Here is a 24,003-nt window from a genome sequence, read left to right as displayed (position 1 = left end):
GCAGGCCGCTACGGCCTGCGCTTTTTCCATTCGTAGTCGGGCGGCGGGTCAGCCGCGCCCGGCTTGCCAACCGAGTTCGGATTCTCCGAGCAGAGCGTGACGAAGCTGACCGGCTCGCCGGCAAACTGGCGACGGCGCAGCGCCTCCGCGAACTGCAGCGCATCCTTGAGTGCATCGCCAGGGAACGATTGCGCGTGCGGCGCCAGACCGGCGGCGGTGGCTTCGGTCCAGTAGATCATGTACATACCGGGAGCATCTCCAGCTTGGGTGGGCCCGACAGTGGGTCCGCGATGCCGGCATGTTAGCGCGCGAGGAGATAAGGCGCGAGGAGCCCGATCAGGCCAGCCAGGTGCGAATGACCAGTGCGCTGCCTGAAAGCAATACGATCACGTTCACCACGCGAAGGAACTGTTCGCGCGACATGCGCAGCGTAATCTGGCGCCCGACCCACAGCCCAACGATCATCGCTGGCGCCAATGCCACCGCGAGCTTCAGCAGTTCCGCGTCCGCATAAACGCCCGCCAGCAGGAACAGCACCAACCGTGTCAGCGTGGACAAACCAATCAACGTCGATTGGGTGACGCGCATGGCGTCCTTGTCGAGCCGGCTCGATAGATAGATCGCGTACAGAAAGCCACCGCTACCGAACATTGCGGAGCAGATGCCACCGACCAACCCGAACGGCACGGCGGCGGATGAGGAAAGTCGCGTGGCCGGCCGCTTGCCGAGCAAGGACCAGATCGCATACGCCGTGACGAAGACACCCAGCACGGCGGGCAGCAGGTCGGCGCGTATCCGCAGCAGCAGTGCCGCGCCGATCAGGCTGCCGATGAGCAGGCACGGCACCAGCCGCCGCAACTCGGTACGATCGGCGGCGTGTCCGTCGCGTGCCAGGTTTAGAAGTGCCGCCGAACAATCCATTAACGCCAGCAGTGGCACGATCTGCGCGACGGGCATCACATAGGCCAGCACAGGCGCCGCCACCAGCGCCGTGCCGAATCCGGCAATGCCGAAGATGACGTACGCCACGGCCAACGCGGCGCTCATGGTGGCATAGGCGGGCAGAGAAACCATGGGAAGCAGGGCGGACAGGTCCATCGGCGAGGCGGGGATTGGGAGAGGATTCAGCGTAGCGCCGGGCGACGTGCCGATCGATCGCAAATGCCGCACGCTGCCATCGCAAATCGGCATGGCAGCCAGAGTCCATGAAGGGCGTGGCAAACTCTCGCTCATGACGCCCTCCCTGAAGCAGTTGCGCTATTTCGTCGAGATTGTGGACGCCGGCAATTTCAGCCTGGCGGCCGAACGGCTGTTTATCGCCCAGTCGGCGCTGAGCCGGCAGATCCGTGACATGGAAGCGGCGCTGCAGGTGGAATTGCTGGTGCGCAAGCCTCGGCATGTGGAGCCGACGGCGGCGGGGCAGGTGTTCTACGAATCGGCGCGCCGCATTCTGTCCGACATCGCTGGCGCGGCCGTGCAGGCCCGCCAAGTGCAGCGTGGTGGGGTCGATGCGATACGCCTGCTCCATTCGAGCTCGGTCGTGCTGACGCCGCAGCGTTGCGGCTGGTTGCACCGCTGGCAGTCCGACCATCCCGCCGCCCGCTTTGAAATTGCCCAGGCATCGTCGGAGCAGCAATCGGTCGACATCGAGGAAGGCCGTGCCGACCTCGGGTTGGCGCGTGATCCGGTGCTGCGCCGCTACCCGAACATCCAGATCGATCCGATGGCCGGGGAGCGGCTGGTCGTGGCTGTCTGCACCGATCATCCGATGTCGCGACGGGAATCGCTGACGCTGAGTGCCTTGCGAGAGATGCCGTTTGTCTCGCTGCCGCACCCGGAGCGGGGCGGGCTTAGCTACCGCGTGGCGCAGCTTTGCCAGGCGAGCGGCTTCTATCCTATGGCGGCCGGTGCGATTTCCCGCAAGCTTTCGCAGCTATCGCTCGTGGCGGCGGGCTTTGGCGTAGCCGTGGTGCCGGAATCGATGCAGTGGTTCGGGCCCGATGGCGTCCGGTTTGTGCCACTGTCCGATGCGGGCGCGACGACACGCGTGGTACTGCTCTCCCGCCGAGATGCGCCGGAGCCGGTGGCGGCGCTCCGTACGCTGGCGCTGTCCACCGGCGCCGCCTGAACCCGTCAGGCCAGTTCGAATACGACGTCCTGGGCGCCTTCCCACAGCACCTTGGTGCCCAGGGCGCGCAGGTTTTCCTTGCCCTCGACGATGGTCAGGAAGTGGTTGCCCGCCAATTGCCCCAGCTTGCTGGCGAAGCAGCAGCTCCCGTAGGCCAGGATGATCTCCGTCTCGCTGTAGCCGCCTGGGTAGAACAGGATGTCCCCCACGGACGGATGGCTCGTGTGGTTCTCGAAGTCGACACCGAGCCTGAACTCGCCCAGCGGAATCCAGCAGCCCTCGCCACTCCAGCGTACGTGGATCAGCTTCTGCCGATAGGGCAGCAGTTTCAGGAACGCGGCAACGGTCTGCGGCGCATCGGGGTTGGTATCGGCGATAAAGGTGTAGCCGGCGGCGGAGATGCGGAGTCGGGTCATGATGTGATTGCCGTGATGGGAGCGGTTGGCGCCATCCGCGTCGCCGACGAAGATCGGGGAGCGGTCTGGCACCAGCTTAGTTCAGGCGATCGCCGTCATCAATGTTTCAGCCACGGCAATCAGGCTGCGGTCGCTCCCCATGGGGCCAATCAGGGATAGTCCCAGTGGCGCGCCGTCGCGCCCGGATAGCGGCAGGCTGAGTTGCGGGAATCCGGTCAGCGGGGTCAGGCACAGCGTATGCGCCGCGGTGGTCCGGTAGTCTTCGAGTGCTTCCATCGGTGTCGTACGCAGTGGCGCGATGTCCGGCATCGTCGGTAGCAACAGGATGCCGTCTTGACCCAGCAGACGGCCCAGGTGAGCCGTGAACTCCCGGCGCACGGCGCTCGATTTCTCGAACTGCGCCGCGGTTACCTCCTTGCTGAACGCGAATCGGCCGGCGACATCGGGCCCCAGCTGCAGTCCATAGTTTTCGATCAGCGCGCCGTCCGCCTGCCACGCCTCCCAGCCCTGCACGTAACGAAAGGCCCAGTACAGGTCCGACAGCGGACGATCGGCCACGTCAACAGGCGAGGCTTTACCGAGCACGGCCTCGATGCGAGCGGCGGCGGGTGCAAGCGCCTTGCGCGCCTCGGGCGTTGGCAGTTCGAACAGGTCGGCTGCCAGCAACAGCCTGGGCTGGCTGGGCAGCGGATTGGCATCCGCACCTAGCAGGACGTCGGCCACGCGCGCGAAGGTGGCGATATCCCGGGCGAAGAAGCCGCACGTATCCAGTGTTGCGCACAGTGGCATGCAGTGAGTCAGCGATATCCGGCCATGTGACGGACGGATGCCGAACAGACCGCAATGACTGGCCGGTGCGCGGACCGAGCCACCGGTGTCGGTGCCGAGCGCGAAGTCGCACAGCTTGTTCGACACAGCGGATGCCGAGCCTGACGACGAACCGCCCGTAATGCGATCGGGCGCCGTGCCGTTGTACGGGCCGCCGTAGTGATGGTTCTGTCCGTTCATCGAGAACGCGAGCTCGTCCGTATGGACCTTGCCGACGAACGCCGCGCCTGCGTCGAGTAGTTTCTGGACGGTGGGCGCTGTCGTGGTCTTGATGCCAGAGCGTGCTAGCACATGCGGATTGCCGCCGCCCGTGGGGTAGCCGGAGACGTCGAAGAGGTCCTTGACGGCGAACGTCAGGCCGTGAAGCGGGCCGCTGGCCGCGTTGGGCACGGGGGCATCGGGGTATGGCAGAAAGGCGCGCGAGGGATGGGTGGCCAGGCTCATGGGTGCGATTTCCTTGGAATTGATCAAACGGTTTCAGGCGACGCATTCGCTGGCAGCGGGCGTGGTAACCCGCACACAGCTGACGCGATGTCCGTTGCCGAGCGATACGGCTTTCGGTATCGCCGACAGGCAGGCCGCACTGGCCTGCGCGCAGCGTGGTGCGAACGTGCAGCCGGGCGGCAGCGCGGCCAGGTCAGGCGGCGCGCCACCGATCGTCGCGAGGCGTTCGCCACGGCCCATGCCATGCTGTCGGCTTTGCAGCAAGGCGATCGTGTACGGATGGCGCGCGTCACGCATCAGGGTGCGGATGGGGCCTTCCTCGACAATGCGTCCGCCATACATCACGGCGACGCGATCGGCGATTTCCACGGCGGCGCCGATATCGTGGGTGACAAAGATGATCGACAGGCCGAGCTCGCGCTGCAGTTCGCGCAGCAGTATCAGTACCTGGATCTGCACCGTGGCATCGAGTGCCGTCGTGGGCTCGTCGGCCAGCAGGATCCTGGGCTGTGCGGACAGCGCCAGCGCGATCATCGCGCGCTGACGCATGCCGCCCGACATCTCATGCGGATAGGCTGCCAGGCGTCGTTCCGGGCTGGGAATGCGCACGGATTCCAGCGCCTTGAGTGCCAGCGCACGCGCTTCCGATGTCGATACCCTACGGTGTGTGCGGATGCATTCGACAATCTGTTGCCCAACCGTGTAGACGGGGTCCAGCGCCAGGAGTGGCTCCTGAAACACCATGGCGACGGTGCCGCCGCGCAGGCGGGCCAGCGCGCGTTTGTCGAGATCCAGCACGGACTGGCCGTCGACCTGAATCTCGCCGGATATCGTCGTGCGGCGTGGCGGGTGCAAACGCATCAAGGCGCGTAGCGTGACGCTCTTGCCAGAGCCCGACTCGCCGATCAGCGCCACGGCTTCGCCCGGCGCTACTTCCAGCGATACACCGTTGACGGCCTGGATCGTCTTGCCGCCGCTTGCAAAGGACACACGCAGATCTCGCACGGAGACTGCGGGTGCATGGGAATGGAGGGGGTCGGTGGACATCGGTGTCTCCGCGAGTTCAGGGCGTGGCGGCATGCAGGTTCGTCGTCAGCCGGCGCAGCGGCAGCGAGTGGCCGCCGTCTGGCATGGCCATCAGGCATGACACCGGATGGCCGCTGAGCGCGTCGGTGAGGACAGGCTCGCGCCGTTCGCAAATGGGCTCGGCACGCACGCAGCGCGGATGGAAGCTGCAGCCCGATGGCGGATTGATCGGGTTGGGCGGATCGCCAGCCAACGGCGCGGCCAGCGTGCGCTGGTCGGGATCCATCGAAGGCATCGATGTCAGCAGTGCCCGCGTATAGGGATGGGCCGGGTTGGCATAGACGGATTCGGTTGCGCCGATCTCCACGACCTTGCCCAGATACATGACCATGACGCGGTCGCAAAGGTAGCGAATCACATTGAGGTCGTGGCTGATGAACACGTAGGTCAGGTTGAACTCGGCCTTGAGGTCCATCAGCAGGTTCAGTACCTGGGCTTCCACGGACTTGTCGAGGGCGGACACGGCTTCGTCAAGAATGACAAGGCGGGGCCGTGGCGCCAGCGCACGCGCAATGTTCACGCGCTGGCGCTGTCCGCCCGACAGTTCGTGCGGATAGCGGCCGGCGAATCGCTTCGGCTCCAGTCCCACGCGCTCCAGCAGGTAGCGGGCGCGTTCCGTGGCTTCCCGTGCGGAAACGCCGTGGACACGTGGCGTGAACGCAATCGATTCCTCGATAGTCAGTCGTGGATTGAGCGACGAGTAGCTGTCCTGGAATACCATCTGCACCTGACTGCGGAACGCCTTCATCGGCAATTGCCGGGAATCAACGCCCTGTGCATCGAAGATCAGTTCGCCGCTGTCCTGCGGCGTGAGTTGCATCAGCAGGCGTGCCGTGGTGGACTTGCCGCAGCCCGATTCCCCGACCACGCCAAGTGTTTCGCCCTTGAGGACATCGAAGCTCACGCCGTCCACGGCACGCACGACACCGCCCTTGCGCAGCGGGACGGGGGACTTCAGCGGAAAGTGCTTGACCAGCTGGCGTGCGATGAGCAGCGGCTGCGCCCGGCCGCCGACATCATTGGGGGCGGTAGGCAGGGGTACATGCGTTTCAACCATGCTCACTCCTTGATTTCCATGGCCGAGCGAATGCCATCGGCCAGCAGGTTGAACGAGATCGAGGTCAGGAAGATCATCGCGCCGGGCAACGCGGCCACCCATGGCTGGGTGTAGATGGCGGTGCGCAGGGTGTTCAGCATCAGGCCCCATTCGGGCTCTGGTGGCTTGACGCCAAGCCCCAGGAACGAGAGCCCGGAGGCCAAGATCATCGAGACCGAGATCAGGCTCGTGGCATAAACGAAGATTGGGCCGAGTACGTTGTTGAGGACGTGCACGCGCACGATGGTCAGCGACGATGCGCCCGAGGCGCGGGCGGCATCGACGAATTCCCGGTTGCGTACCTGCGTGGTCACGCTTTCGGCGACGCGCACGATCTGCGGCACGAACACGATGGTCAACGATAACAATGCGTTGCCAACCCCCGCGCCCAGTGTGCCGGATAGCGCAATGGCCAGCAGTACCGAGGGAAACGCATAGAGGATGTCGGTGAGCCGCATGATGACGGTGTTCGTCCAGCCACCCGCATAACCGGCGACGATGCCGATCGTGCTGCCGATCAGGAAGGCGAGCAGTACCGGCGTGATACCCATGAACAGCGACAACCGCCCGCCAAGCATCAGGCGCGACAGCATGTCGCGGCCCAGTTCATCGGTACCAAGCAGGTGACCGTCGAAGCCGATCGGCTTCAATCGCTTGAGAATCGACGACGCATAGGGGTCGGCAGGCATCAGCGCCGGCGCGAAGATCGCCGTCAGGACAAGTACGATCAGGATCAGCGCGGCCAGCATCGCGAGCTTGTTGCGCAGCAGCCGGCGGCAGACCGTGGTCCAGTATCCGGGCGAACGCTCCACGGGTAGCGGTGCCACGGCCTTGTTCAGTGTCATTTCCATCGTGGCGTCCTCAGTTGCGTTGGATACGGGGGTCGAACAACGTCTGCAATGCATCGACCAGCAGGTTCAGCATCACGAAGAACACTGCCAGGACGAGAATCGTGCCCTGCAACAACGGGAAATCGCGCTGGAAAATGGCGGAATTCAGCAGGAAACCGGTGCCCGGCCAGGAGAACACCGTTTCGATCAGGATCGAGCCACCGAGCAGATAGCCCAGTTGCAGGCCCATGATCGAGAGCGCCGTCGGCGTCACGTTCTTGACCACGTGACGGAATACGGCAACGTCCGACAATCCGCGCGCGCGCAGGCCGACAATGAACTCGTTGGACAGGATCTCGGCCACCAGTGCGCGGATGGTGCGGGCCACGATGCCCATCGGAATCACCGACATCGTGACCGCGGGCAGCAGCATGTACTGGATGTGTTCCCAATCCCAACTCCAGTCGCCCGATCCATTGGGGCCGGCGCCGGTGGCCGGCAGCCATCCCAGCAGCACGGAGAACGCAATCACCAGCACCATGCCGAGCCAGTAATGCGGAATGCTGACGCCCAGCACCGACAGGAACGACGCCACACGATCGGGAACCGAATCGCGCAGGTAGCCGGCCACGAAGCCGAACAGGCAGCCGAACGTGAAGCCGATCAGCGTGGCGACGGCGGCCAGGCGCACGGAGTTGACAACGGCAACCGACACCTCGCTCATCACTGGCCGGTTCGTGGCGATCGACGTACCGAGGTCCCCATGCAGCGCGCGCAGCAGCCAATGGAGAAATTGCTCGAGAAACGGCTTGTCGAACCCGTACAGCGCGGTCAGTTGTCGCCGCAGATCCTCGGATGCATCGGGCGGCAGCACCGATACAAGGGGATCGCCGGGGGCAATGTGGACCAGCGAGAAGCAGAGCAGGGCGACCCCAAGCAGGATCGGCAGGGCATATGCGATGCGGCGAAGCAGGTAAGTCATGGTCTATGGCCGGCTTGGGAACAGGCAAATACGTTGGCGCGGGAAAGTGCCCCCTTCCGCGGAGGAGGGCACTGCGGCGAGTCCGTCAATCGATCGACATCGTCGCGATATCGATGAACCAGCTCTGCGGCTGCACCACCCCCTTGACCTTCCGGGAAATCGCGCGCGGGCCCACATCGTGGGCGATCAGCACGAATGGCGCTTCTTCGACGATGCGTGCGTGGAGTTTTGCCAGCGCGGCGTCTCGTTCCTTTTCGCCAAACGAGGTGCGCGCGGTCTCGATCAGCTTGTCAAACTCCGCGTTGCCGAAGTAGCCCCAGTTGTTCGAGACCGGCGGCTGCGTCTTCGTGCTGACGAAGCGGACCATGGCAAAGAAAGGGTCCATCGCCGCAAAGCTCACGTTGATCGCGTTGGCACCATGCGCGTTCGCGTCCTTCGCGCCAATGCGCCAGTTCGTGAACAGCGTGTTCCATTCGACGACGTCGAAGTCCACGTCGAAGAAGCACTCCTTGAGGTTTTGCTGTACGTACTCGTTCATGGGCAGCGGCTGCATCTGGCCGGAACCCGATGCGGATACCTGGACCTTTACCTTCACCGGCTTGGCGGCGGAGTACCCGGCCTCTGTCATCAGCTTGCGCGCGGCGGCGGGGTCGTACTTGATGGTGAATGCCGGATTGCCCCACCACGGGTTTCCGGCTTCGACGATGCCCTTGGCCTCGGCCATGTAGCCGCCGAGCAGTGTCTTCAGGCCGGCGCGATTCACGCAAAGGTTCGCGGCCTGGCGCACGCGCTTGTCGAGCCACGGGGAATTCGGTGCGAATGACAATTGCCATGGCCACATGTGCGGCTGCGCGTTGGCGTACACATCGAAGCCACGGCTCTTGATCTGCGCGATGGCATCAGGTGCCGGGGCCTCGATCCAGTCCACCTGGCCTGACAGCAGTGCCGCGGTGCGTGCATTGGCCTCGGGCATCGGCAGCATCACGACCTTGTCGATCTTCGGCACCCGCTTGCTGTCCCAGTAGGCGGGGTTCTTGGCAAGCTCCAGGCGTTCGCGCGGGACGAAGCGGGTCATCTTGAATGGCCCCGTACCCGATGCGTCCGCTGCAAAGGCCACCCATGCCTGCTTGCTGCGCTCCGCTGGGTCGGTCACGGAGGCAGGGACCGCCGCGTACTTCTTCTCCCACTGGGACGGCGATGCCATGAACAGGTTCGACACGTTGTACGGCAGGAACGAATCCGGCTCTGACGTGACGAGTTGCACGGTCATGTCATCGATCTTCTTCGCGCTACGCAACGTGGGCATGCGCGAAGCGGTGACGCCGACCTGGCTGGGGTCGAACTGCTTCGCGGTCTTGTCGAGCACCTTGTTGACGTTCCAGACCACGGCATCGGCATTGAACGGCGAGCCGTCGTGAAACTTCACGCCTGGGCGCAGCTTGAACGTCCATTCGGTCTTGTTCTTGTCGTCGACCTTCCATTCGGTTGCCAGGTCGGGAATCAGCAGGCTTGGGCCGTTGCTCTTGGACAGGTCCCACTGGGTGAGTGCGTCATACATCGGGATGCCAGTGAACCGGTTGCCTTCGAAACCCTGGTCAGGCTGGCCGAGCGTACGCGGGATGTCGGCGGCCGTCATGCCGATGCGGAGCACCTTCTCGGCCATCGCGGCGCCGGGCAGGGCCAGCAGCGACAACGTGACGGCGGCGGAGACGGTGCGAATCGCGGCGGAAAGGCCTTTTGAATGGGAGGACGTGGAGTGGGTCACGGGCGGGGCTCCTGAAACGGAATGGGCTGTGGATGGACATTGCTCCGTCAAGCAATTGATGTGCCAGTGACCATGCACCATCGATGGGTGGTCATGGCCGAGACTGTCCGCACCTGTCAGTGGTCTGCTTCTTGCTCGTACCCGGGTCGATGTTCACTCACTGCAGACAACACAGACATGGATTCGCAATTCACTCCTCGCATCAATGGCGCACGCCTGTGGCAATCGCTGATGGATCTGGGCGCGGTCGGCGCCACGCCTAAGGGTGGCGTATGCCGTATTGCACTGACCGAAGACGACCGAAAGGGCCGCGACCTCGTGGCGAGCTGGTGCCGCGAGGCTGGGCTCGACGTGCGCGTGGACGAGATCGGCAATGTGTTCGCACGACGTGCCGGCACAGACCCCACCGCACCAGCGGTGGCCACGGGAAGCCATATCGATACCCAACCGTCCGGCGGCAAGTTCGACGGCAATTTCGGCGTGCTGGCGGGTCTGGAAGTGATGCGCACGCTCAACGATCTGGGCATTGGCACACGTGCACCGCTGGAGGTGGCGATCTGGACCAACGAGGAAGGCACGCGCTTTACGCCCGTGATGATGGGCTCGGGCGTATTCGCAGGCGTTTTCGATGCGGAGTTCGCCAGACGGCAGCAAGACCGAGACGGCGTGAGCGTTGGCGATGCGCTCGCAGCCATCGGCTATCGCGGCACGCAGCGTGCGGGTGAAGTGCCCGGTGGCATTTATGCGGCCTACTTCGAGGCGCATATCGAGCAGGGGCCAGTCCTGGAGGCCGCTGGCCTACCGATTGGCGTGGTATCCGGGGCACTTGGGCAGCAATGGTACGACGTGACCGTCACCGGCCAGGATGCGCATGCAGGCCCGACGCCGCTGGCCTTGCGTCACGACGCGCTGCTGGCTTCGGCGCGCATGATCGAGGCGGTGAATCGCATCGCGCGCGACGAAGCCCCGCATGGCCGCGGCACGGTGGGCTTCCTGGAAGTCATGCCAAACTCGCGCAACGTGATACCAGGGCGCGTGGATTTCTCTGTGGATGTTCGCCATCTCTCGCAAGATGGCCTTGACCGGATGGACGCAGCGATGCGCGCGGCGTTCGCCGGTATTGCCGATGCGACGGCCGTGGACGTGGAAATCCGGCAGGTGGTCAAGTTCGAACCCTGCCTGTTCGCGCCGGCGTGCGTCGATAGCGTTCGCCGCGCGGCGGCTGGGTTGGATCTGCCGCACATGGATGTGGTCAGCGGCGCCGGACACGATGCGGTGTACGTGGCACAGCGCGCACCCACCGGCATGATCTTCGTACCGTGCAAGGACGGCATCAGCCATAACGAGCTGGAGGATGCGCTGCCCGAGCATATCGAGGCTGGCGCCAACGTCCTGCTGCGGGCCATGCTGGAGCACGCGCGATAAGCACCTGCTGGCTCAGTGGGCGATCGATCGCGAGATCGCCCACGCGCATTCGACCACCAGCGGGCCAAGCTTCTTCTGCGCGTCGGCCATGGTCCAGCGGCTGGCTGGTGGCGAAACATGGACCGCCCCCACTGCCTCGCCACGGCTGTTCACTACCGGTGCGGCAATTCCCATGTCGCCCAGGAACAGTTCCTCCTCGTTGCACGCGTAACCGACCGTGCGGCACGCCACGACGCGCTCGAAGATGGTCTCCACCTCGGTCAGCGTGGCCGGCGTGCGTGGCGCGCGCGCGGACGCTTCAAGCATCGCTCGTACGCGTTCGTCCGGCAGCGTGCTCAGGTAGGCGCGTCCCGAGCTTGTGCAGTACATCGGAATCCGCATGCCCACCGGCGTCAGCACTGGCATGTGCTTGGCGGTCACGAGCTGCGCCATGTAGACCATCTCCAGGCCGACAGGCTCGGTCAGGTTGGCGGTCTCGCCGCTGGCATTGGCCAGTTGCGAGAGGTAGGGGCTGGCGATCGGAATCAGCGCGTCCGCGGCAACGTAGTTGTAGCCGATCTCCATCACCCTGGGCGTCAGCCGGAAACGCCTCGTCTGGGGATGCTTGTCGACGTACCCGAGCCGCTCCAGCGTGTGGATCGTGCGCTGGGCGGAGCTTTTGGTCATGCCTGTCAGTGCCGCCAGCTCGGCCAACGTCAGCGTGCGATGCACGGCGCTGAATGCACGCAGCACGTCGAGGCCCTTTTCAAGGGACTGGTTGAACAGCGGATCGGGGCGTTCTTTGTCGTCGGTGGTCATGGTCTTCGACCTGGAGTTGGCACCATCGGCGTGACCCGCTGCACCACGATGTAGATGTATTGCACCAAGATGCAGTCGAATCGATTATCGATTTCAGGCCGATTGCTCATGATACGCGAGCCGTTCTATCTGCGAAGCTGCTTGGTGTTTACCCCTACAATTTCTCGGGTTGTGCTCAGTGAAATATCACACTAGTATCACTGCAACATCAAACAGATTCCGATCTGCCGTGGCGAATCCCATCCGACTGGTCGGCGCAGCCGACGCCGAACCCACAATCCCGACCCTCGCCCAGAGCGGGGCGGCCATGCGCGAACACGCATACACCGAGATCAAGCGTCGCATCATCTCGTGCGAGTTCCGGCCCGGCGAGCCGCTGAACGAGGCCCAGGTGGCCGCGTTGCTCGGTCTCGGTCGTACTCCCGTGCATCAGGCGCTGCATCGCCTGGAAGTGGAAGGGCTGGTATCGATCCTGCCGCGCAAGGGCGTGCTGGTGACGCCGCTGTCGCTCAATGAAGTGCTCGACATGATCGAAGTGCGCGCGACCAATGAGGTGCTGTGCGCCACCTTGGCATGCGAGCGCGGTCACGACAGCGATTTCAAGGCGATGCGCGACATCGTCGACCGCTCGCCCGAACTGGTCGCCAGGCGCGATATCCCCGCGCTGGCCGCGCTGGACCTGAAGTTCCACACGGCGATGTCAGCCGCCTCGCGCAACCGCGTGCTGGCCGATCTGCTGCGCGGCCTGCACGAGAAGCAGGCGCGTTTCTGGTTCCTCTCGCTTTCGGATCCGCAGCACCTGGAGAACGTCTACCAGGAGCATCTGGAGATCGTCGACGCCTTGGAGCGGCGCGACATACCGGCGGTGCGCGAGGCCATCCGCGAACATATCGACGAATTCCGGAAGAACATCATCCGGACACTCTGACCGACCCTTTTCCCCTCGTAACAAGGTAGTACGCAATGCCGACACTGCATCTTCAGGTAGCCGGCGGGGGCGCGCTCGCCCTCGACATCGAACGATTGATCATCGCTGGCTGGACCGGCCGCGACATGGACGCCGTCCAGCACCATATCGACGAACTCAAGGCGCTCGGCGTCAAGCCGCCCGCAACCGTGCCGACGTTCTATCCGCTGGCCGCCGCGCTGCTGACCACCGACGACGTGCTCGAAGTGCCGCGCGACGATTCCTCGGGCGAAACCGAGTTCGTGCTGCTGCAGGGCGTAGACGGACTCTATATCGGCATCGGTTCCGATCACACCGATCGCAAGGTCGAGGCCTATGACGTGACGGTGTCGAAGCAGATGTGCGCCAAGCCGATGGGCCACGAAGTCTGGCGTTTTGACGAGGTGGCCGACCACTGGGACGTGCTGGAAATGCGTTGCTGGCGCGTGCGCGATGGTCAGCGCTCGCTGTATCAGGAAGGCAAGGTGACGCGCCTGCTGGACCCGCGCGACCTGATCCAGCGCCTGACCGGCGAAGCGCAATTGCCCGTGGGCACCGCAATGTTCTGCGGCACGCAGGCAGTGATCGGCGATCTGGGCCATGGCGAAGCGTTCGAAGTGGAACTGCACGACCCCGTGCGCAACCGCACGCTGCGCCATGCATATCGCGTGGAATCACTGGCGGTGGCCGAATGAGCGCGCCGACCATAGCTCAACTGGCCGCAGCGCTGGCTGCAGGCCGCACCACGAGCGTGGCGCTGACCGAGGCTGCGCTGGCTAATATCGCCCGGCATCGGCAGGCGGGCGGATCGGCCTTCATGACGGTCGATGCAGAAGGCGCGCTGGCCCAGGCACGTGCAGCCGATCAGGCGCGCAGCGCGGGCCTTGTGGCCTCGCCGCTGGCCGGGCTGCCGATCTCGATCAAGGACCTGTTCGACGTTCGCGGTCAGGTCACGCGTGCCGGATCGAAGGCCCTCGACGGCGGTGCGCCGGCGCAGGCTGACTCGCCCGCCGTGGCGCGACTGCGTGCCGCTGGGGCGGTGCTGATCGGCCGTACCAATATGAGCGAGTTCGCGTTCTCGGGCCTGGGGCTGAATCCGCACTACGGCACGCCGCGCACGCCGTTCGACCCCGAGCGTGTTGCCGGTGGATCGACATCGGGTGGCGCGGTGAGCGTGGCCGAAGACATGGCTGTCGCTGCGCTCGGCACCGATACCGGCGGCTCGATCCGCATTCCGTCGGCATTCTGCGGCTTGACTGGTTTCAAGCCGACGGCGCGTCGCGTGCCGCTGGACGGCGCAGTGCCGTTGTCGACGTCGCTCGACTCCGCCGGCCCGCTGGCGCGCTCGGTTGCCTGTTGCGTGGCAATGGATGCGGTGCTGAGCGGCGAGACGCTGGATACCCGTGCGGCGGACCTGCGTGGACTGCGCTTCTACGTGACGCGCGATTTCGTTTGCGACGGTCTCGACCCGGAAGTGGCGCAGGCGTTTGAAGCCGCACTGGCAAGGCTGTCGGCCCAGGGCGCGACGATCGTACCGTTCGACTTCCCCGAACTGCGCCGCCTGCCGGAGATCAATGGCGGTGGAGGCCTGACCGCGGCTGAGTCGTGGGCCTGGCATCGCACGTTGCTGGCGGCCAAGGGTGACCAGTACGACCAGCGAGTGGCACAGCGCATTCGCCGGGGCGAGAAGCAGTCGGCGGCGGATTACATCGACCTGCTGGCCGCGCGATGCGCAATGCAGCAGCGTGCCGCCGTTTTGCTGCGCGACGCCGATGCGTGGCTGATGCCGACCGTGGCCGTACGCCCGCCGCGTCTCGATGCCCTCGAACGCGATGAAGACTTCTTCGCGGTCAACGGCCTGGTACTTCGCAATGCAAGCGTGATCAATTTCCTCGACGGCTGCGCGGCGACGCTGCCAGCCGGCGAAGGCATTGGCCTCGGCGTGTGCGGCCTGCATGGCAGTGACGCGCGCGTGTTGCAGGTGGCCGCGGCCATCGAACGCGCCTTCGATTGATGCGCTGATCGTTCTTTCCGCCGGATCCCACGGCTAGCACAACGCAAGACCGAGAGGGCCGCGCCAACGCAGCGCGGCCCCGCCCACCACACCCAAGGAGTAGTCACAGATGTCCATCGTGATGAGCGGCGCCCCTGGCGCCCCGGAGAGCCTGCCTGCCGCGGAACTGGCTCAGCAACGCAACGAGGCGTATCGCAAGATTACCGTGCGCCTGATCCCTTTCCTGGTCTTCCTGTTCATCCTGGCCTGGATCGACCGCGTCAACGTCGGCTTTGCCAAGCTGCAGATGCTGCAGGACTTGCAGTTCAGCGAGGCCGTGTACGGGCTGGGCGCGGGGATTTTCTTCATCGGCTACTTTCTGTTCGAGGTGCCGAGCAACCTGCTGCTCGAGAAGATCGGCGCCCGCAAGACGCTGGCGCGCATCACGATCCTCTGGGGCCTGGCGTCGATGGCGATGATCTTCGTGAAGACGCCGATGCAGTTCTATACGCTGCGCTTCGTGCTCGGCGTCTTCGAGGCGGGCTTCTTCCCGGGCGTGGTGCTGTACCTGACGTACTGGTTCCCGGCCGCGCGTCGCGCACGTATCAATGGCCTGTTCATGACGTCGTTCGCAATAGCCGGAGTGGTGGGCGGCCCGCTGGCCGGCTTCATCATGAGCGCAATGGACGGTGTGGATGGCCTGTCCAACTGGCAATGGCTGTTCGTGATCGAAGGGATTCCTTCGGTGCTGGCCGGTATCGCGGTGCTGATGTACCTGCCGGAAAAACCGGTCAACGCGAAGTGGCTGACGCAGCAGGAGCAGACCATCGTCACGCGCGACGTGGAAGCCGAGGCGCGTGACCCCAACAAGCACTCGTCGCTCAAGGACGCCTTCGCCAATGCACGCGTGTGGATCTGCGCGGCGATTTACTTCTGCGTCGTCAGTGGCAACGCCACCATCGCATTCTGGTCGCCGTCGATCATCAAGGAGCTCGGCGTACAGGGCAACTTGCAAATCGGCCTGGTCTCCGCGATCCCGTTTGTGGCCGGCACCATCGCCATGGTCCTCAACGGCATTCACTCGGACCGCACCGGCGAGCGCCGTATGCACTGCGCGATGGCAACACTGGTGGCAGCCGTGGGCCTGACGCTGACCGGCTTCCTGCTTCACAGCGCCGTGCTGGCCCTGATCGCGCTGACAATCGCCTCCATCGGCATCCTGGCCGCCTTCCCGGTGTTCTGGTCGCTGCCGTCGGCATTCCTTGCCGGCACCGCGGCCGCAGGCGGCATCGCGCTGATCAACTCGATCGGCAACCTGGCCGGCTTTGTGGCGCCGTACATGATTGGCTGGTTCAAGACCAGTACCGGCCAACTGGCTGGCGGCCTGTACTTCGTGGCCGCACTGGAAGCCTGCGCGACGGTACTGGTGATCGCTTTCATCCGCGCCCGCCACTGACCACAGCGCGGGATGCCCGCAGGGCGGGCAGGGGACTGGATTCCCCTGTCGCCTTGCGTTACAATCCGCTTCCTTATTGCGCCGCAGGCAGAAGTTACGCCGGCGGCACGGACGGTGTCCCGGCGCCTAGTCGCCGCAAGCAAGAAAAGGCGGGCAGTTCCAGCCGCCTTTTTTGCTTTGTTGACCACCGTCCAAGGACCGCGAGGGTGGCGAAATTGGTAGACGCACCAGGTTTAGGTCCTGACGCCAGCAATGGTGTAGGGGTTCGAGTCCCCTCCCTCGCACCAAAGTTCTTTTCTCTGCGCTTTTGCGCATCTCGCCACATGCATTCGCATAGGCGTACAAATACGCCGCATTCCTAGTCCAGACAAGGGCTAGCGCCGATTCCAGGCATCCTGCAACATTACGCTTCGCACCATCCCGTTTCACAAATAGTCACCGCTTCGGCCCCGCTTTAGCCCCACGTCGGCCCCACGGCATGGCATCCATAACGAAGACGGCAACCGGCTGGCGCGCGCAGGTCAAGCCCAAGGGAATGCGCGATAGCCGCATGTTCGACACAAAGGCTGAGGCGCAGGCCTGGACTGCCAGGCGGGAAACCGAGATTCGCTCGATCGAATCCGCGCTTGGCAGCAAAGCGCACCACAATGCGGGCAGTCGCCTTCGTACCGGTGCAGATCGGTCATGAAGCGGCCGCAGCCTGTCCAGTTGATGATCTTGCGCACAATCCTCTCCGGCTTCTTGAGCATAATGCCGGCGTTTTGCAGGGCCTCGGCACGCTTGACGTACTGCATGTCAACGGCGGGGCGGGTCTTACTGTCGATGTAGGCCTTTGGTCAAGGGATGTCAGTCGACCGGCAGTCGTGCTTGGCCTGAGCCTCTTCCTTCGTGTAGACCGCCGCCTTGTGCGGATCGGTGGTGTAGCACGCCCCATTGGGGCACCAACACAACATGTCGCTGCCGACGTAGCTGCGGCTGTCTTGCCGGTAAAACAGATCGGTCGTCATGCCGGGATTCTCGAAACGATGGGAGATAACTCATGGCGAAAACGAAAGTCAGTGCCGCTGACCTGCAGCAGTCGTTAGCGAGCGCATCCACGCGATTCGCAAAGTCGCCGAGGACCATGCCAGAATTCGTGTGCCGCCACCCACGAAGCATGAAGTAGACGAGTTCGGAAGGAATTGGGACATGACTGTTTTCGGCAATGGAGTGGGCTACGAGGACGGCATTCATAGGGTTGTGAATATGGCGCGTGACGAGTTCACACTGACCTGACAAATACCTACCGTCCCTCCCGCCCTTCGCCTCGCCATTCTCCGTAGACGGGGCGGCGCTGACGCTGAGAGCGCATTCCAACGCGGGTAGCGTCCCCATGATGCCGAGTCTGTGGAAATAGCCAGATGCGGCTACGACATCCTCATGCGTAACCGGCTTGCGACCGAACTCGCGGCCCGACAGGTATGCAGGAGTGACGCAAAGCTGGTTCGCCATATCCATAACGTCGCGCCGGCCACGATGCGTAGAGCGCGTACCAGCATCCCGTAAGGCGTCATCGGATTCTTGAGCCGCTCCAGAATGTCCACCGACTCCCCGCGGCCACGCTGGCCGAGCTGAAGCCGCTACGAACGGCCTCGACATCCCGCCGTGGATGCCCGAAGGACTTCGCCGGCACCTATGGGGGTTCGGCTTCGACGCCGGAGATTTTGCAGGGAAGCCCAGAGTAGTCAGCTCCAAACAACGCCACGGCCGTGGCTGCACTATCTAGGGCAGTCGCCGGTTTCCCGGCGGTTCGGCTGCACTCGGGCCACCACTGTGGGCTTCCTCCGAACATAGTCGGAATCACTGCGCAGGTCAGATTTGCGGTTCGGCGTGGACAGTTCTTAGCCTAGCAGTCCACTTTTGTTGATCGGGTCCAATGAGGCGCATCTACTTTATTTCTAACTTGATACAATACGGCCGCTCTGTCGGTTGATGGGGTCAGGTTGAGGAGGCTGGACCTACCCGGCACATCTAACAATTAGAAGAGGTTCCATTGGTATTTAGCTCTCCACTATTTCTTTTCGTTTTTCTCCCGATTGTCCTGGCCTTGTACTATGTATTGGCGAAAGGCTTTCGGAATGTGCTCCTGCTTGTCGCTAGTTTGATTTTCTATGCTTGGGGGGAGCCTGTGTATGTCCTCCTAATGGTTGGCTCCATCCTTTTCAATTGGGGCGTCGGGCTAGCGCTAGGAGGTAGTAAGAGCGACCGTACGTCAAAGTTGATATTGTCGGTGGCCGTTGTTGTGAACTTGGTTGTCCTTGCTCACTACAAGTACGCTTATTTTTTGGTTTCTTCGGTAAATCATATATTGGAGCCTGTTTTTGGCTTCAAATTTGCAGGTCAACAAATTCCACTTCCCGTTGGGATCTCATTTTTTACTTTCCACGCAATATCTTATATTGTTGACATTTATCGGAAAGAGGCCGAGGCGCTAAAGAGTCCCTTGGATATGGGGGTCTATATTTCCTTGTTTCCCCAGTTGGTCGCGGGTCCGATCATTCGGTATCATGATATTGCGAAGCAAATATCTGAGCGGACAAATACCCTTGATCGTTTTTGTTCTGGGGTTGAGCGATTCTCTTTCGGTCTTGGGAAAAAGGTCCTGATTGCGAATGTTCTCGGGAATGTCGCTGATCAGATCTTTGCGGTACCGACGGGCTCGCAGTCTGCCTCAATGGCGTCCCACTCTTCGCGCGGCAGGATCACGACGCCGCGCGTCTCATCTCCAGGCTTGTGGAAGCGTTGCATGAGGCTATGGCTCTGGGCGTTGACCGTTGGCATGGTGAACGTGATGGCACCGTCTGGCCACGCCCGCCACAGTCCGGCGATTGCAAACGGCTCGCCTTCTGGTAGACCAATCCTCCACCGCACGGCCTTGCCCGTCTACCAGTTAGGCTCATAAAAGCCAGTGGCTGGGATTAGGCAAAGTTGCCCGGCTTTCCAGTGTTGGGCGAACGAGCTGAGCTTCCCGATCGTTTCCATCCGCGCATTGGCGGTGGGGTAGTACCGGACGCCGGGCGGGACTTTCCCTTGGGCACCATGCTGAACGAGCCCAGCACAGCTTCGCGCGCCGTCTTCCGCGGCGCGAATGATCGGGGCAGGGTAGTCAGGCCAGGCCTCGGCCTTCCATTCGCCGGCAGGCGGTTCGACGCCAGAGACATCGCGCAACATCTGGCGCTGGACGGGGGCATTGTTCACACACGTCGGTCTGTCTCCATCGCAGTGCGCCGAATAGTAGTTCAGGCGACAATCTCGAATGTGGCTCGCTCAGCACCACTGCCAATGGCAGGCCGCGCGCAGCTGTTAGTCAGGGCGAGACCAGAACGTATCGGGACATTGCTGCGGCGGTGTCCGCTCCCTCAGCGCGTCGCAATGGTATTTCATTGATGCAATTTCGTCGGCAGCGTAGGCGTAGAGAAGCATAGCGGCGAGGGCTAGCAGTAACAAAACAAGCCCTCTGCGCTCATAAAAGAGCTTCAAAGAAGTGAGGAAGTCCATGGGTTCGCACTGTGATTTGAGAACTTAAGGCGGTTCCTTGTAGGACGGGGCTGACTCTTGCGGTCAGTCAGAGGAATATAGGACATCAAGCCGTCCGTGGCAGTGTTCGTCGGATTTTCTCCACAACCCGCCGATGCTTGTCTTCCGCTTCTTCCCAAGTTAGAGATTCGAAGGTCCTTTTCAGGCAACCGCGAATCGCGGTACAGAACATGGGAGGCTTGTCATCCCGTAGGCTGGCCCATCCAGAAAAGTAGGCCCAGACGTCCAAGGCATAGTCCGGCAGCCTGTCCTTGATCTGCCAGGCCTTTCCCTCGAAGCTCTCCCAGCGTGCGAGTTCGCCATAGTCCTAGACGCGCACCGGCTGGCCGGCCGTGTCCAGGATGTAGTAGCGGTCGTAGTTCGGGTCGATGGGGTAGGGCTCACAGCCGGCGGCTGGTGCGGGCAGGCGGGGTGTGGCCGAGAAGCGTGGCATGGTGAACGACACCGCGCCATCTGGCCACGTGCGCCACAATCCCGTGATCGCAAACGGCTCGCCGTCCGGCAGGCCGATCCTCTATCGTACGGTCTTGCCCGCCTCTCAGTTCGGTTCGTAGAACCCGTGGTGGGGATCAGGCAGGGCTGCCCGTCGTTCCAATATTTGGCGAACGAGTTGAGCTTCCCAATCGTTTCCACTTGCGCGTTGGCCGTGGGGTAGTACCGCACGCAGGGCGGGATCCTTGCCTTGGGCGCCATGCTGAACGAGCCCAGCACCGCTTCGCGCGAGCCATCTTCTGTGGCGCGGATGATCGGGGCAGGGTAGTCAGGTCAGGCCTCGGCCTTCCATTCGCCAGCGGGCGGTTCGGCGCCGAAGACATCGCGCAACACCTGCCGCTGGACGAGAGCACAGTTCTCGCACATTGGGGTGTCTCCGATTGAGCGCGCTTCATGGTGCACGCACGTCTTCAACCGCTGCTGCCTACTTAGCGCCGAAACAACTCGAGATAGCGGGGAACCAGGCGCCATGCCACTACCGCGGTGGGCAATGTGAAGCTCAGCCAGATCGGCCAGCCCAAAGCAAGGTAGAGCAGGAGAAAAGCACCGGTGGCCGCGCTAGCGTAAAGCGGCAGCAACCACCATTCCAGCACTGCCAGATCTTTGGCGTCATCTTGCCAAGGCCGGTTTTGCTTCCCATTTGCCGACCTTACCCAGCGCAAAACCAAGAGATCTGCAATCCACTCGACGGCACCGGCAATCAAGCCCCAAAGAAAATCCAGCATCCCCGCTCCCCGAAGGATTGTAAGAATTCTGGGCAAGTGCCAATTTGAGCCCAGATCTTTGCGTTTTGCTCGGCACTCGTCAAGGTTCGCACCCGCGCCATTGGCGACTTGCGCTCCTGAAGGCGACGCGAGGTACGAGCAGGCAGGCAGAGTTTGAGCTTGGTATAAGCGAAACCCGAGGGTTGGTGACGGAAGGCATTCTATCTGCGGATGAGGTGCCCGAGCTACTTTTGGGGTTGAGCCAAGAGGCGCCGATCGTCCGCGCAAGACACTAGCCTTCGATACACCGGCTGAACGATTCCATCAGGCTGCTGCGGTGGCCAGTTGAATCCGAAACTCGTTGCGGTCATTGCGAGATCACAGTTGAACGTCCGCTCTCATGCGCAAACTACCAACTTGAATTGATACCTGTTGAAGCAGTGACAAACGACAGTTAGCGATTGTCGTCATATTGCATTGGCGCTGATGCAAACCTGAAATCGCGGAAATTATGCATTCTTATGCACACATATGCGTGCCACGGCCTTCAAAAACCCAGATCGGATACTAGAACTAACAGATTTAACGAAGTGTAAGAATTGACTCACCTTGGTATTCGCATTGGGGGCCTACTCTGCTAGTCATACCGCATGGACCTTTTTGGTCCATCGATGTCGTTCAAGTTATCGCGACTATCCCGTGTGTTGCCTGGCTCGGGGCGCATTTTGAAGTGCTGAGCCATGACTGCGCCAGTCGCGCGAACAATCGCCCAGCCTTGTGACTATCAAAAAAATGGCATGATGCAACTGACTACGCAGAAACTGTTCAGTACGGCGCGGTTCATGTGGTTCGCTATGTTTGTTGCTGCTGTCGCCGGCTGCGGAGACAGTGGTAACGGCGACGCCAGCAGCTCGACGATCTTGTCGGTGACCCAGGCTGCTTCACCATTCATCGCATTTGTCGCATTGCAGACGAGTGGGACGCTTGCCACGCTTCACTATCGCATCGGTTCGCGTCCTGGAAGCGTTTCCGCCCCGGTCGATGTCACATATTCAGGCAGCTATCTTCAGCGACGCGGCTACGTTGCAAGCGGAAAGGTAACCGTGCCCATTTTCGGTTTGTATGCGAATTATCACAATCTCGTCGAGATTGACTGGCAGTCCCAGGATGGGTCACGACAATCAGTTCAGGCAGAAATTGACACGGCCCCCTATTCGGATCCAAACGGCATCTATGATCGACCCACCATCAAAGTTTCCCGTTCTGCTGGCGACGCACTTGATTTCAATTTTTTTTATATGAAATCGGCATTGGGCAGCCCCGTCGTCGTCGATACCGATGGCGAAGTGCGATGGGTGGCCAATGGGCCAACCAATTCGTCCAGTTCACTGTTTCAGAACAATGGCTTCATCATTGGGAATACGGGGTCGGTTGCTGTGCAACGCCTCGAACTGGATGGAACCATCACTCAGAACTTTCAGCTTGGGGGTTCAGGACTAACGTATTTTCATCACAACATCGATCCGGGTAAGCAGGGCATCCTCGGTGAGTTGGATGCCGACATCAACGGCGTCTCGCTGGTCGAAACAACCCTTGTTGAGTTCGACCCGACGTCGGGCGCCATACTCAAGAGCTGGGAAATGGGCGATACGCTGACGCGCTACATGCTAAGCCAGGGCGATGACCCGACCAAATTCGTGCGGCCGGGAGTTGACTGGTTTCATATGAACGCCGCGACGTACGATCCGAGTGATGACTCCGTGATTGTCTCGAGTCGAGAAAATTTCGTCATGAAGATCGACTACAGCACCGGCAATCTGATCTGGATTCTGGGGGATCCGACCAAGTACTGGCACACTTTCCCATCGCTGGCGGCAAAGAGCCTGACGCTGACGGGCGGCGGGCTGGTACCGATCGGCCAGCACGCGGTCTCCCTTACATCCGACGGCTTGTTGCTGCTGTTCAATGATGGTTTGAATTCTGGAAACCAGCCGGCAGGCGCTCCAACGGGTGCAAGCCGGACTTACAGTGCGGTGTCCGGATACGCAATCAATGCGACAAGCCAAAGCGCCACGGAGGCCCTGCATTTCGACTATGGACAGAGCATTCTTGCGCCAATTTGCTCCAGCGCCTACAAATCTCCTGCGGGCGGTTCCATACTGGCCGACTTCGCAACCGCCGACGACGAAACCCATGCCCGTCTTGTCGGATTGGATAGCAACCAGAATGTGGCGTTTGATTTCCAATACAACACTTCGGTATGCAACACAGCCTGGAATTCGCAACCGATTCCTTTTGAGGCCATGGCATTCCAGTAAATGAGCTGGTGCCTTACGACCCGAAGGCAACCTTCAGTATCGCCAACAGCGGTCGAACAAATACAAAATTAACTGGCTCGTAGTAGCTAGACAGTGAGGGTGCAACTGTCCCGCGGAAGGAGGGTACGACCGCATGAATGTGGCAACGTCTAAAGTTGGGCAGAATCCCTCACATGCTAATAACTGGGAGACCGACGTGGGAACCATGCAGAAACTTGTCGCGCTGGTAGGTCTGGCCTGCTTTAGCGTGTCGGTCTTCGCAAAGTGGGAGTACTCGGAGAATGAAGACAAGATGCGTGGCACCAAGGTCAAGTATGCCGCTCTGACAAGTGACAACCTCGTGCCATTAGATTTTCCCTACAAGCCAGGCACCCGGTTGAACATCATGATCCGCAAGAAGTCTGGTGCCAAAGACGAGGTCATACTCCGGGTCGACAAAGGACAGATTCCGTGTGGCTACAGTGGCTGCAAGGTCTCGGCAAAGTTCGACGAGGGACAAGTCCAAACCTATGCTGGCGTGGGCACTGAATCTGGACGCAGCGATGTCATCTTCATCGAAGCTAGTGCCAAATTCCTCAAGGCCCTGAAATCTTCAAAGAAGGTCATCGTCGAAGTTCAGTTTTTTCAGTCTGGCAGGCAGCAGTTTGAGTTCGATTCGTCTGGACTCGAATGGAAATAGGCGGCTGTGCGTATCATCCTTGATCAGTACGGCCGACCGGA

General features: G+C 62.0%; 24 protein-coding genes and 1 tRNA gene. 11 read left to right on the top strand and 14 right to left on the bottom strand.

The annotated features are described in order from the left end of the window. Window positions 1-8: 8 nt before the first annotated feature. Window positions 9-245, bottom strand: a complete 237-nt coding sequence (locus K6G35_RS08940; RefSeq protein ID WP_495675589.1) for a hypothetical protein — start codon at window positions 243-245, stop codon at window positions 9-11. A 91-nt stretch (window positions 246-336) separates the two neighbouring features. After that, window positions 337-1,191 (bottom strand): sulfite exporter TauE/SafE family protein, encoded by an 855-nt coding sequence (locus K6G35_RS08935; protein ID WP_495675588.1) that lies wholly within the window; start codon window positions 1,189-1,191, stop codon window positions 337-339. Between K6G35_RS08935 and K6G35_RS08930 the strand changes: the two genes are divergently transcribed. Beyond that, complete coding sequence (locus K6G35_RS08930) at window positions 1,190-2,128, top strand: LysR family transcriptional regulator (RefSeq protein ID WP_495675587.1); 939 nt, start codon at window positions 1,190-1,192, stop codon at window positions 2,126-2,128. The two genes, K6G35_RS08935 and K6G35_RS08930, sit on opposite strands and share 2 nt — an antisense overlap. 5 nt (window positions 2,129-2,133) lie before the next feature. Here K6G35_RS08930 and K6G35_RS08925 read toward each other — a convergent pair whose 3' ends face one another. The 7 genes from K6G35_RS08925 to K6G35_RS08895 form a co-directional block, all read right to left on the bottom strand. Then, window positions 2,134-2,544, bottom strand: coding sequence for a DUF3830 family protein (locus tag K6G35_RS08925; RefSeq protein WP_008651568.1), 411 nt, complete (start codon window positions 2,542-2,544; stop codon window positions 2,134-2,136). Window positions 2,545-2,625: 81 nt separating this feature from the next. After that, entirely contained in the window at window positions 2,626-3,816 is a 1,191-nt protein-coding gene (locus tag K6G35_RS08920; protein WP_495675586.1) for an amidase, read from the bottom strand. Between the two features lie 33 nt (window positions 3,817-3,849). Further along, complete coding sequence (locus tag K6G35_RS08915; protein WP_495675585.1) at window positions 3,850-4,863, bottom strand: ABC transporter ATP-binding protein; 1,014 nt, start codon at window positions 4,861-4,863, stop codon at window positions 3,850-3,852. Window positions 4,864-4,879: 16 nt separating this feature from the next. Continuing rightward, complete coding sequence (locus tag K6G35_RS08910; RefSeq protein ID WP_286882042.1) at window positions 4,880-5,959, bottom strand: ABC transporter ATP-binding protein; 1,080 nt, start codon at window positions 5,957-5,959, stop codon at window positions 4,880-4,882. A gap of 2 nt (window positions 5,960-5,961) precedes the next feature. Then, window positions 5,962-6,849, bottom strand: a complete 888-nt coding sequence (locus K6G35_RS08905) for an ABC transporter permease (RefSeq protein WP_008651572.1) — start codon at window positions 6,847-6,849, stop codon at window positions 5,962-5,964. Window positions 6,850-6,859: 10 nt separating this feature from the next. Then, entirely contained in the window at window positions 6,860-7,810 is a 951-nt protein-coding gene (locus K6G35_RS08900; RefSeq protein ID WP_008651573.1) for an ABC transporter permease, read from the bottom strand. A gap of 85 nt (window positions 7,811-7,895) precedes the next feature. Continuing rightward, window positions 7,896-9,473: an ABC transporter substrate-binding protein gene (locus K6G35_RS08895; protein WP_495676340.1), complete on the bottom strand. Its 1,578-nt coding sequence runs from the start codon at window positions 9,471-9,473 to the stop codon at window positions 7,896-7,898. A 279-nt stretch (window positions 9,474-9,752) separates the two neighbouring features. On the opposite strand from K6G35_RS08895, the gene K6G35_RS08890 reads away from it, so the two are divergent. Next, the gene (locus tag K6G35_RS08890) at window positions 9,753-11,000 is read left to right on the top strand and encodes a Zn-dependent hydrolase (RefSeq protein WP_495675584.1); all 1,248 of its coding nucleotides are present in this window, start codon (window positions 9,753-9,755) and stop codon (window positions 10,998-11,000) included. A 12-nt stretch (window positions 11,001-11,012) separates the two neighbouring features. On the opposite strand, the gene K6G35_RS08885 is transcribed toward K6G35_RS08890, so the two are convergent. Further along, a complete protein-coding gene (locus tag K6G35_RS08885) occupies window positions 11,013-11,798 on the bottom strand; it encodes an IclR family transcriptional regulator (RefSeq protein WP_008651578.1) in 786 nt (261 codons plus the stop codon). 229 nt (window positions 11,799-12,027) lie between these two features. On the opposite strand from K6G35_RS08885, the gene K6G35_RS08880 reads away from it, so the two are divergent. The 6 genes from K6G35_RS08880 to K6G35_RS08855 all read left to right on the top strand — a co-directional run bounded on the left by K6G35_RS08880 (window position 12,028) and on the right by K6G35_RS08855 (window position 16,881). Beyond that, the gene (locus tag K6G35_RS08880) at window positions 12,028-12,726 is read left to right on the top strand and encodes a GntR family transcriptional regulator (protein WP_152415085.1); all 699 of its coding nucleotides are present in this window, start codon (window positions 12,028-12,030) and stop codon (window positions 12,724-12,726) included. 35 nt (window positions 12,727-12,761) lie between these two features. Beyond that, the gene (locus tag K6G35_RS08875) at window positions 12,762-13,439 is read left to right on the top strand and encodes a DUF2848 domain-containing protein (protein ID WP_495675583.1); all 678 of its coding nucleotides are present in this window, start codon (window positions 12,762-12,764) and stop codon (window positions 13,437-13,439) included. After that, entirely contained in the window at window positions 13,436-14,758 is a 1,323-nt protein-coding gene (locus tag K6G35_RS08870) for an amidase (RefSeq protein WP_035882598.1), read from the top strand. Before K6G35_RS08875 ends, K6G35_RS08870 begins: the two co-directional genes overlap by 4 nt. Before the next feature lie 109 nt (window positions 14,759-14,867). Next, complete coding sequence (locus tag K6G35_RS08865) at window positions 14,868-16,193, top strand: MFS transporter (RefSeq protein ID WP_495675582.1); 1,326 nt, start codon at window positions 14,868-14,870, stop codon at window positions 16,191-16,193. Between the two features lie 200 nt (window positions 16,194-16,393). After that, window positions 16,394-16,480: transfer RNA gene (locus K6G35_RS08860), tRNA-Leu, on the top strand. Window positions 16,481-16,671: 191 nt separating this feature from the next. Beyond that, complete coding sequence (locus K6G35_RS08855) at window positions 16,672-16,881, top strand: hypothetical protein (RefSeq protein WP_495675581.1); 210 nt, start codon at window positions 16,672-16,674, stop codon at window positions 16,879-16,881. A gap of 148 nt (window positions 16,882-17,029) precedes the next feature. On the opposite strand, the gene K6G35_RS08850 is transcribed toward K6G35_RS08855, so the two are convergent. Beyond that, window positions 17,030-17,200, bottom strand: a complete 171-nt coding sequence (locus K6G35_RS08850) for a hypothetical protein (protein ID WP_495675580.1) — start codon at window positions 17,198-17,200, stop codon at window positions 17,030-17,032. A 1,262-nt stretch (window positions 17,201-18,462) separates the two neighbouring features. Here K6G35_RS08850 and K6G35_RS08845 point away from each other — a divergent pair. Next, the gene (locus K6G35_RS08845) at window positions 18,463-19,134 is read left to right on the top strand and encodes an MBOAT family O-acyltransferase (protein ID WP_495675579.1); all 672 of its coding nucleotides are present in this window, start codon (window positions 18,463-18,465) and stop codon (window positions 19,132-19,134) included. Here K6G35_RS08845 and K6G35_RS08840 read toward each other — a convergent pair. The 3 genes from K6G35_RS08840 to K6G35_RS08830 all read right to left on the bottom strand — a co-directional run bounded on the left by K6G35_RS08840 (window position 19,116) and on the right by K6G35_RS08830 (window position 20,986). After that, window positions 19,116-19,403, bottom strand: a complete 288-nt coding sequence (locus K6G35_RS08840) for an SOS response-associated peptidase family protein (RefSeq protein WP_495676339.1) — start codon at window positions 19,401-19,403, stop codon at window positions 19,116-19,118. The genes K6G35_RS08845 and K6G35_RS08840 overlap by 19 nt on opposite strands. Window positions 19,404-20,076: 673 nt before the next feature. Beyond that, window positions 20,077-20,202, bottom strand: coding sequence for a hypothetical protein (locus K6G35_RS08835; protein WP_495675578.1), 126 nt, complete (start codon window positions 20,200-20,202; stop codon window positions 20,077-20,079). Between the two features lie 487 nt (window positions 20,203-20,689). Next, complete coding sequence (locus K6G35_RS08830; protein ID WP_495675577.1) at window positions 20,690-20,986, bottom strand: hypothetical protein; 297 nt, start codon at window positions 20,984-20,986, stop codon at window positions 20,690-20,692. 719 nt (window positions 20,987-21,705) lie between these two features. Here K6G35_RS08830 and K6G35_RS08825 point away from each other — a divergent pair. Beyond that, entirely contained in the window at window positions 21,706-23,283 is a 1,578-nt protein-coding gene (locus K6G35_RS08825) for an aryl-sulfate sulfotransferase (RefSeq protein WP_495675576.1), read from the top strand. A gap of 133 nt (window positions 23,284-23,416) precedes the next feature. Beyond that, window positions 23,417-23,962, top strand: a complete 546-nt coding sequence (locus K6G35_RS08820) for a hypothetical protein (RefSeq protein ID WP_495675575.1) — start codon at window positions 23,417-23,419, stop codon at window positions 23,960-23,962. The last annotated feature ends 41 nt before the right edge of the window (window positions 23,963-24,003 follow it).

This window comes from Cupriavidus sp. HY129, assembly GCF_059492215.1.
Note: the sequence above shows the minus strand (reverse complement) of the source record. Positions and strands in the feature narration are given on the sequence as shown.

Coding starts and splice junctions, on each gene's coding strand:
- K6G35_RS08940 (WP_495675589.1), bottom strand. CDS start 245: ATGTACATGATCTACTGGACCGAAGCCACCGCCGCCGGTCTGGCGCCG.
- K6G35_RS08930 (WP_495675587.1), top strand. CDS start 1,190: ATGGCAGCCAGAGTCCATGAAGGGCGTGGCAAACTCTCGCTCATGACG.
- K6G35_RS08935 (WP_495675588.1), bottom strand. CDS start 1,191: ATGCCGATTTGCGATGGCAGCGTGCGGCATTTGCGATCGATCGGCACG.
- K6G35_RS08925 (WP_008651568.1), bottom strand. CDS start 2,544: ATGACCCGACTCCGCATCTCCGCCGCCGGCTACACCTTTATCGCCGAT.
- K6G35_RS08920 (WP_495675586.1), bottom strand. CDS start 3,816: ATGAGCCTGGCCACCCATCCCTCGCGCGCCTTTCTGCCATACCCCGAT.
- K6G35_RS08915 (WP_495675585.1), bottom strand. CDS start 4,863: ATGTCCACCGACCCCCTCCATTCCCATGCACCCGCAGTCTCCGTGCGA.
- K6G35_RS08910 (WP_286882042.1), bottom strand. CDS start 5,959: ATGGTTGAAACGCATGTACCCCTGCCTACCGCCCCCAATGATGTCGGC.
- K6G35_RS08905 (WP_008651572.1), bottom strand. CDS start 6,849: ATGGAAATGACACTGAACAAGGCCGTGGCACCGCTACCCGTGGAGCGT.
- K6G35_RS08900 (WP_008651573.1), bottom strand. CDS start 7,810: ATGACTTACCTGCTTCGCCGCATCGCATATGCCCTGCCGATCCTGCTT.
- K6G35_RS08895 (WP_495676340.1), bottom strand. CDS start 9,473: ATGGCCGAGAAGGTGCTCCGCATCGGCATGACGGCCGCCGACATCCCG.
- K6G35_RS08890 (WP_495675584.1), top strand. CDS start 9,753: ATGGATTCGCAATTCACTCCTCGCATCAATGGCGCACGCCTGTGGCAA.
- K6G35_RS08885 (WP_008651578.1), bottom strand. CDS start 11,798: ATGACCACCGACGACAAAGAACGCCCCGATCCGCTGTTCAACCAGTCC.
- K6G35_RS08875 (WP_495675583.1), top strand. CDS start 12,762: ATGCCGACACTGCATCTTCAGGTAGCCGGCGGGGGCGCGCTCGCCCTC.
- K6G35_RS08870 (WP_035882598.1), top strand. CDS start 13,436: ATGAGCGCGCCGACCATAGCTCAACTGGCCGCAGCGCTGGCTGCAGGC.
- K6G35_RS08865 (WP_495675582.1), top strand. CDS start 14,868: ATGTCCATCGTGATGAGCGGCGCCCCTGGCGCCCCGGAGAGCCTGCCT.
- K6G35_RS08855 (WP_495675581.1), top strand. CDS start 16,672: ATGGCATCCATAACGAAGACGGCAACCGGCTGGCGCGCGCAGGTCAAG.
- K6G35_RS08850 (WP_495675580.1), bottom strand. CDS start 17,200: ATGACGACCGATCTGTTTTACCGGCAAGACAGCCGCAGCTACGTCGGC.
- K6G35_RS08840 (WP_495676339.1), bottom strand. CDS start 19,403: ATGTTGCGCGATGTCTCTGGCGTCGAACCGCCTGCCGGCGAATGGAAG.
- K6G35_RS08835 (WP_495675578.1), bottom strand. CDS start 20,202: ATGCCACGCTTCTCGGCCACACCCCGCCTGCCCGCACCAGCCGCCGGC.
- K6G35_RS08830 (WP_495675577.1), bottom strand. CDS start 20,986: ATGCTGGATTTTCTTTGGGGCTTGATTGCCGGTGCCGTCGAGTGGATT.
- K6G35_RS08825 (WP_495675576.1), top strand. CDS start 21,706: ATGACTGCGCCAGTCGCGCGAACAATCGCCCAGCCTTGTGACTATCAA.
- K6G35_RS08820 (WP_495675575.1), top strand. CDS start 23,417: ATGAATGTGGCAACGTCTAAAGTTGGGCAGAATCCCTCACATGCTAAT.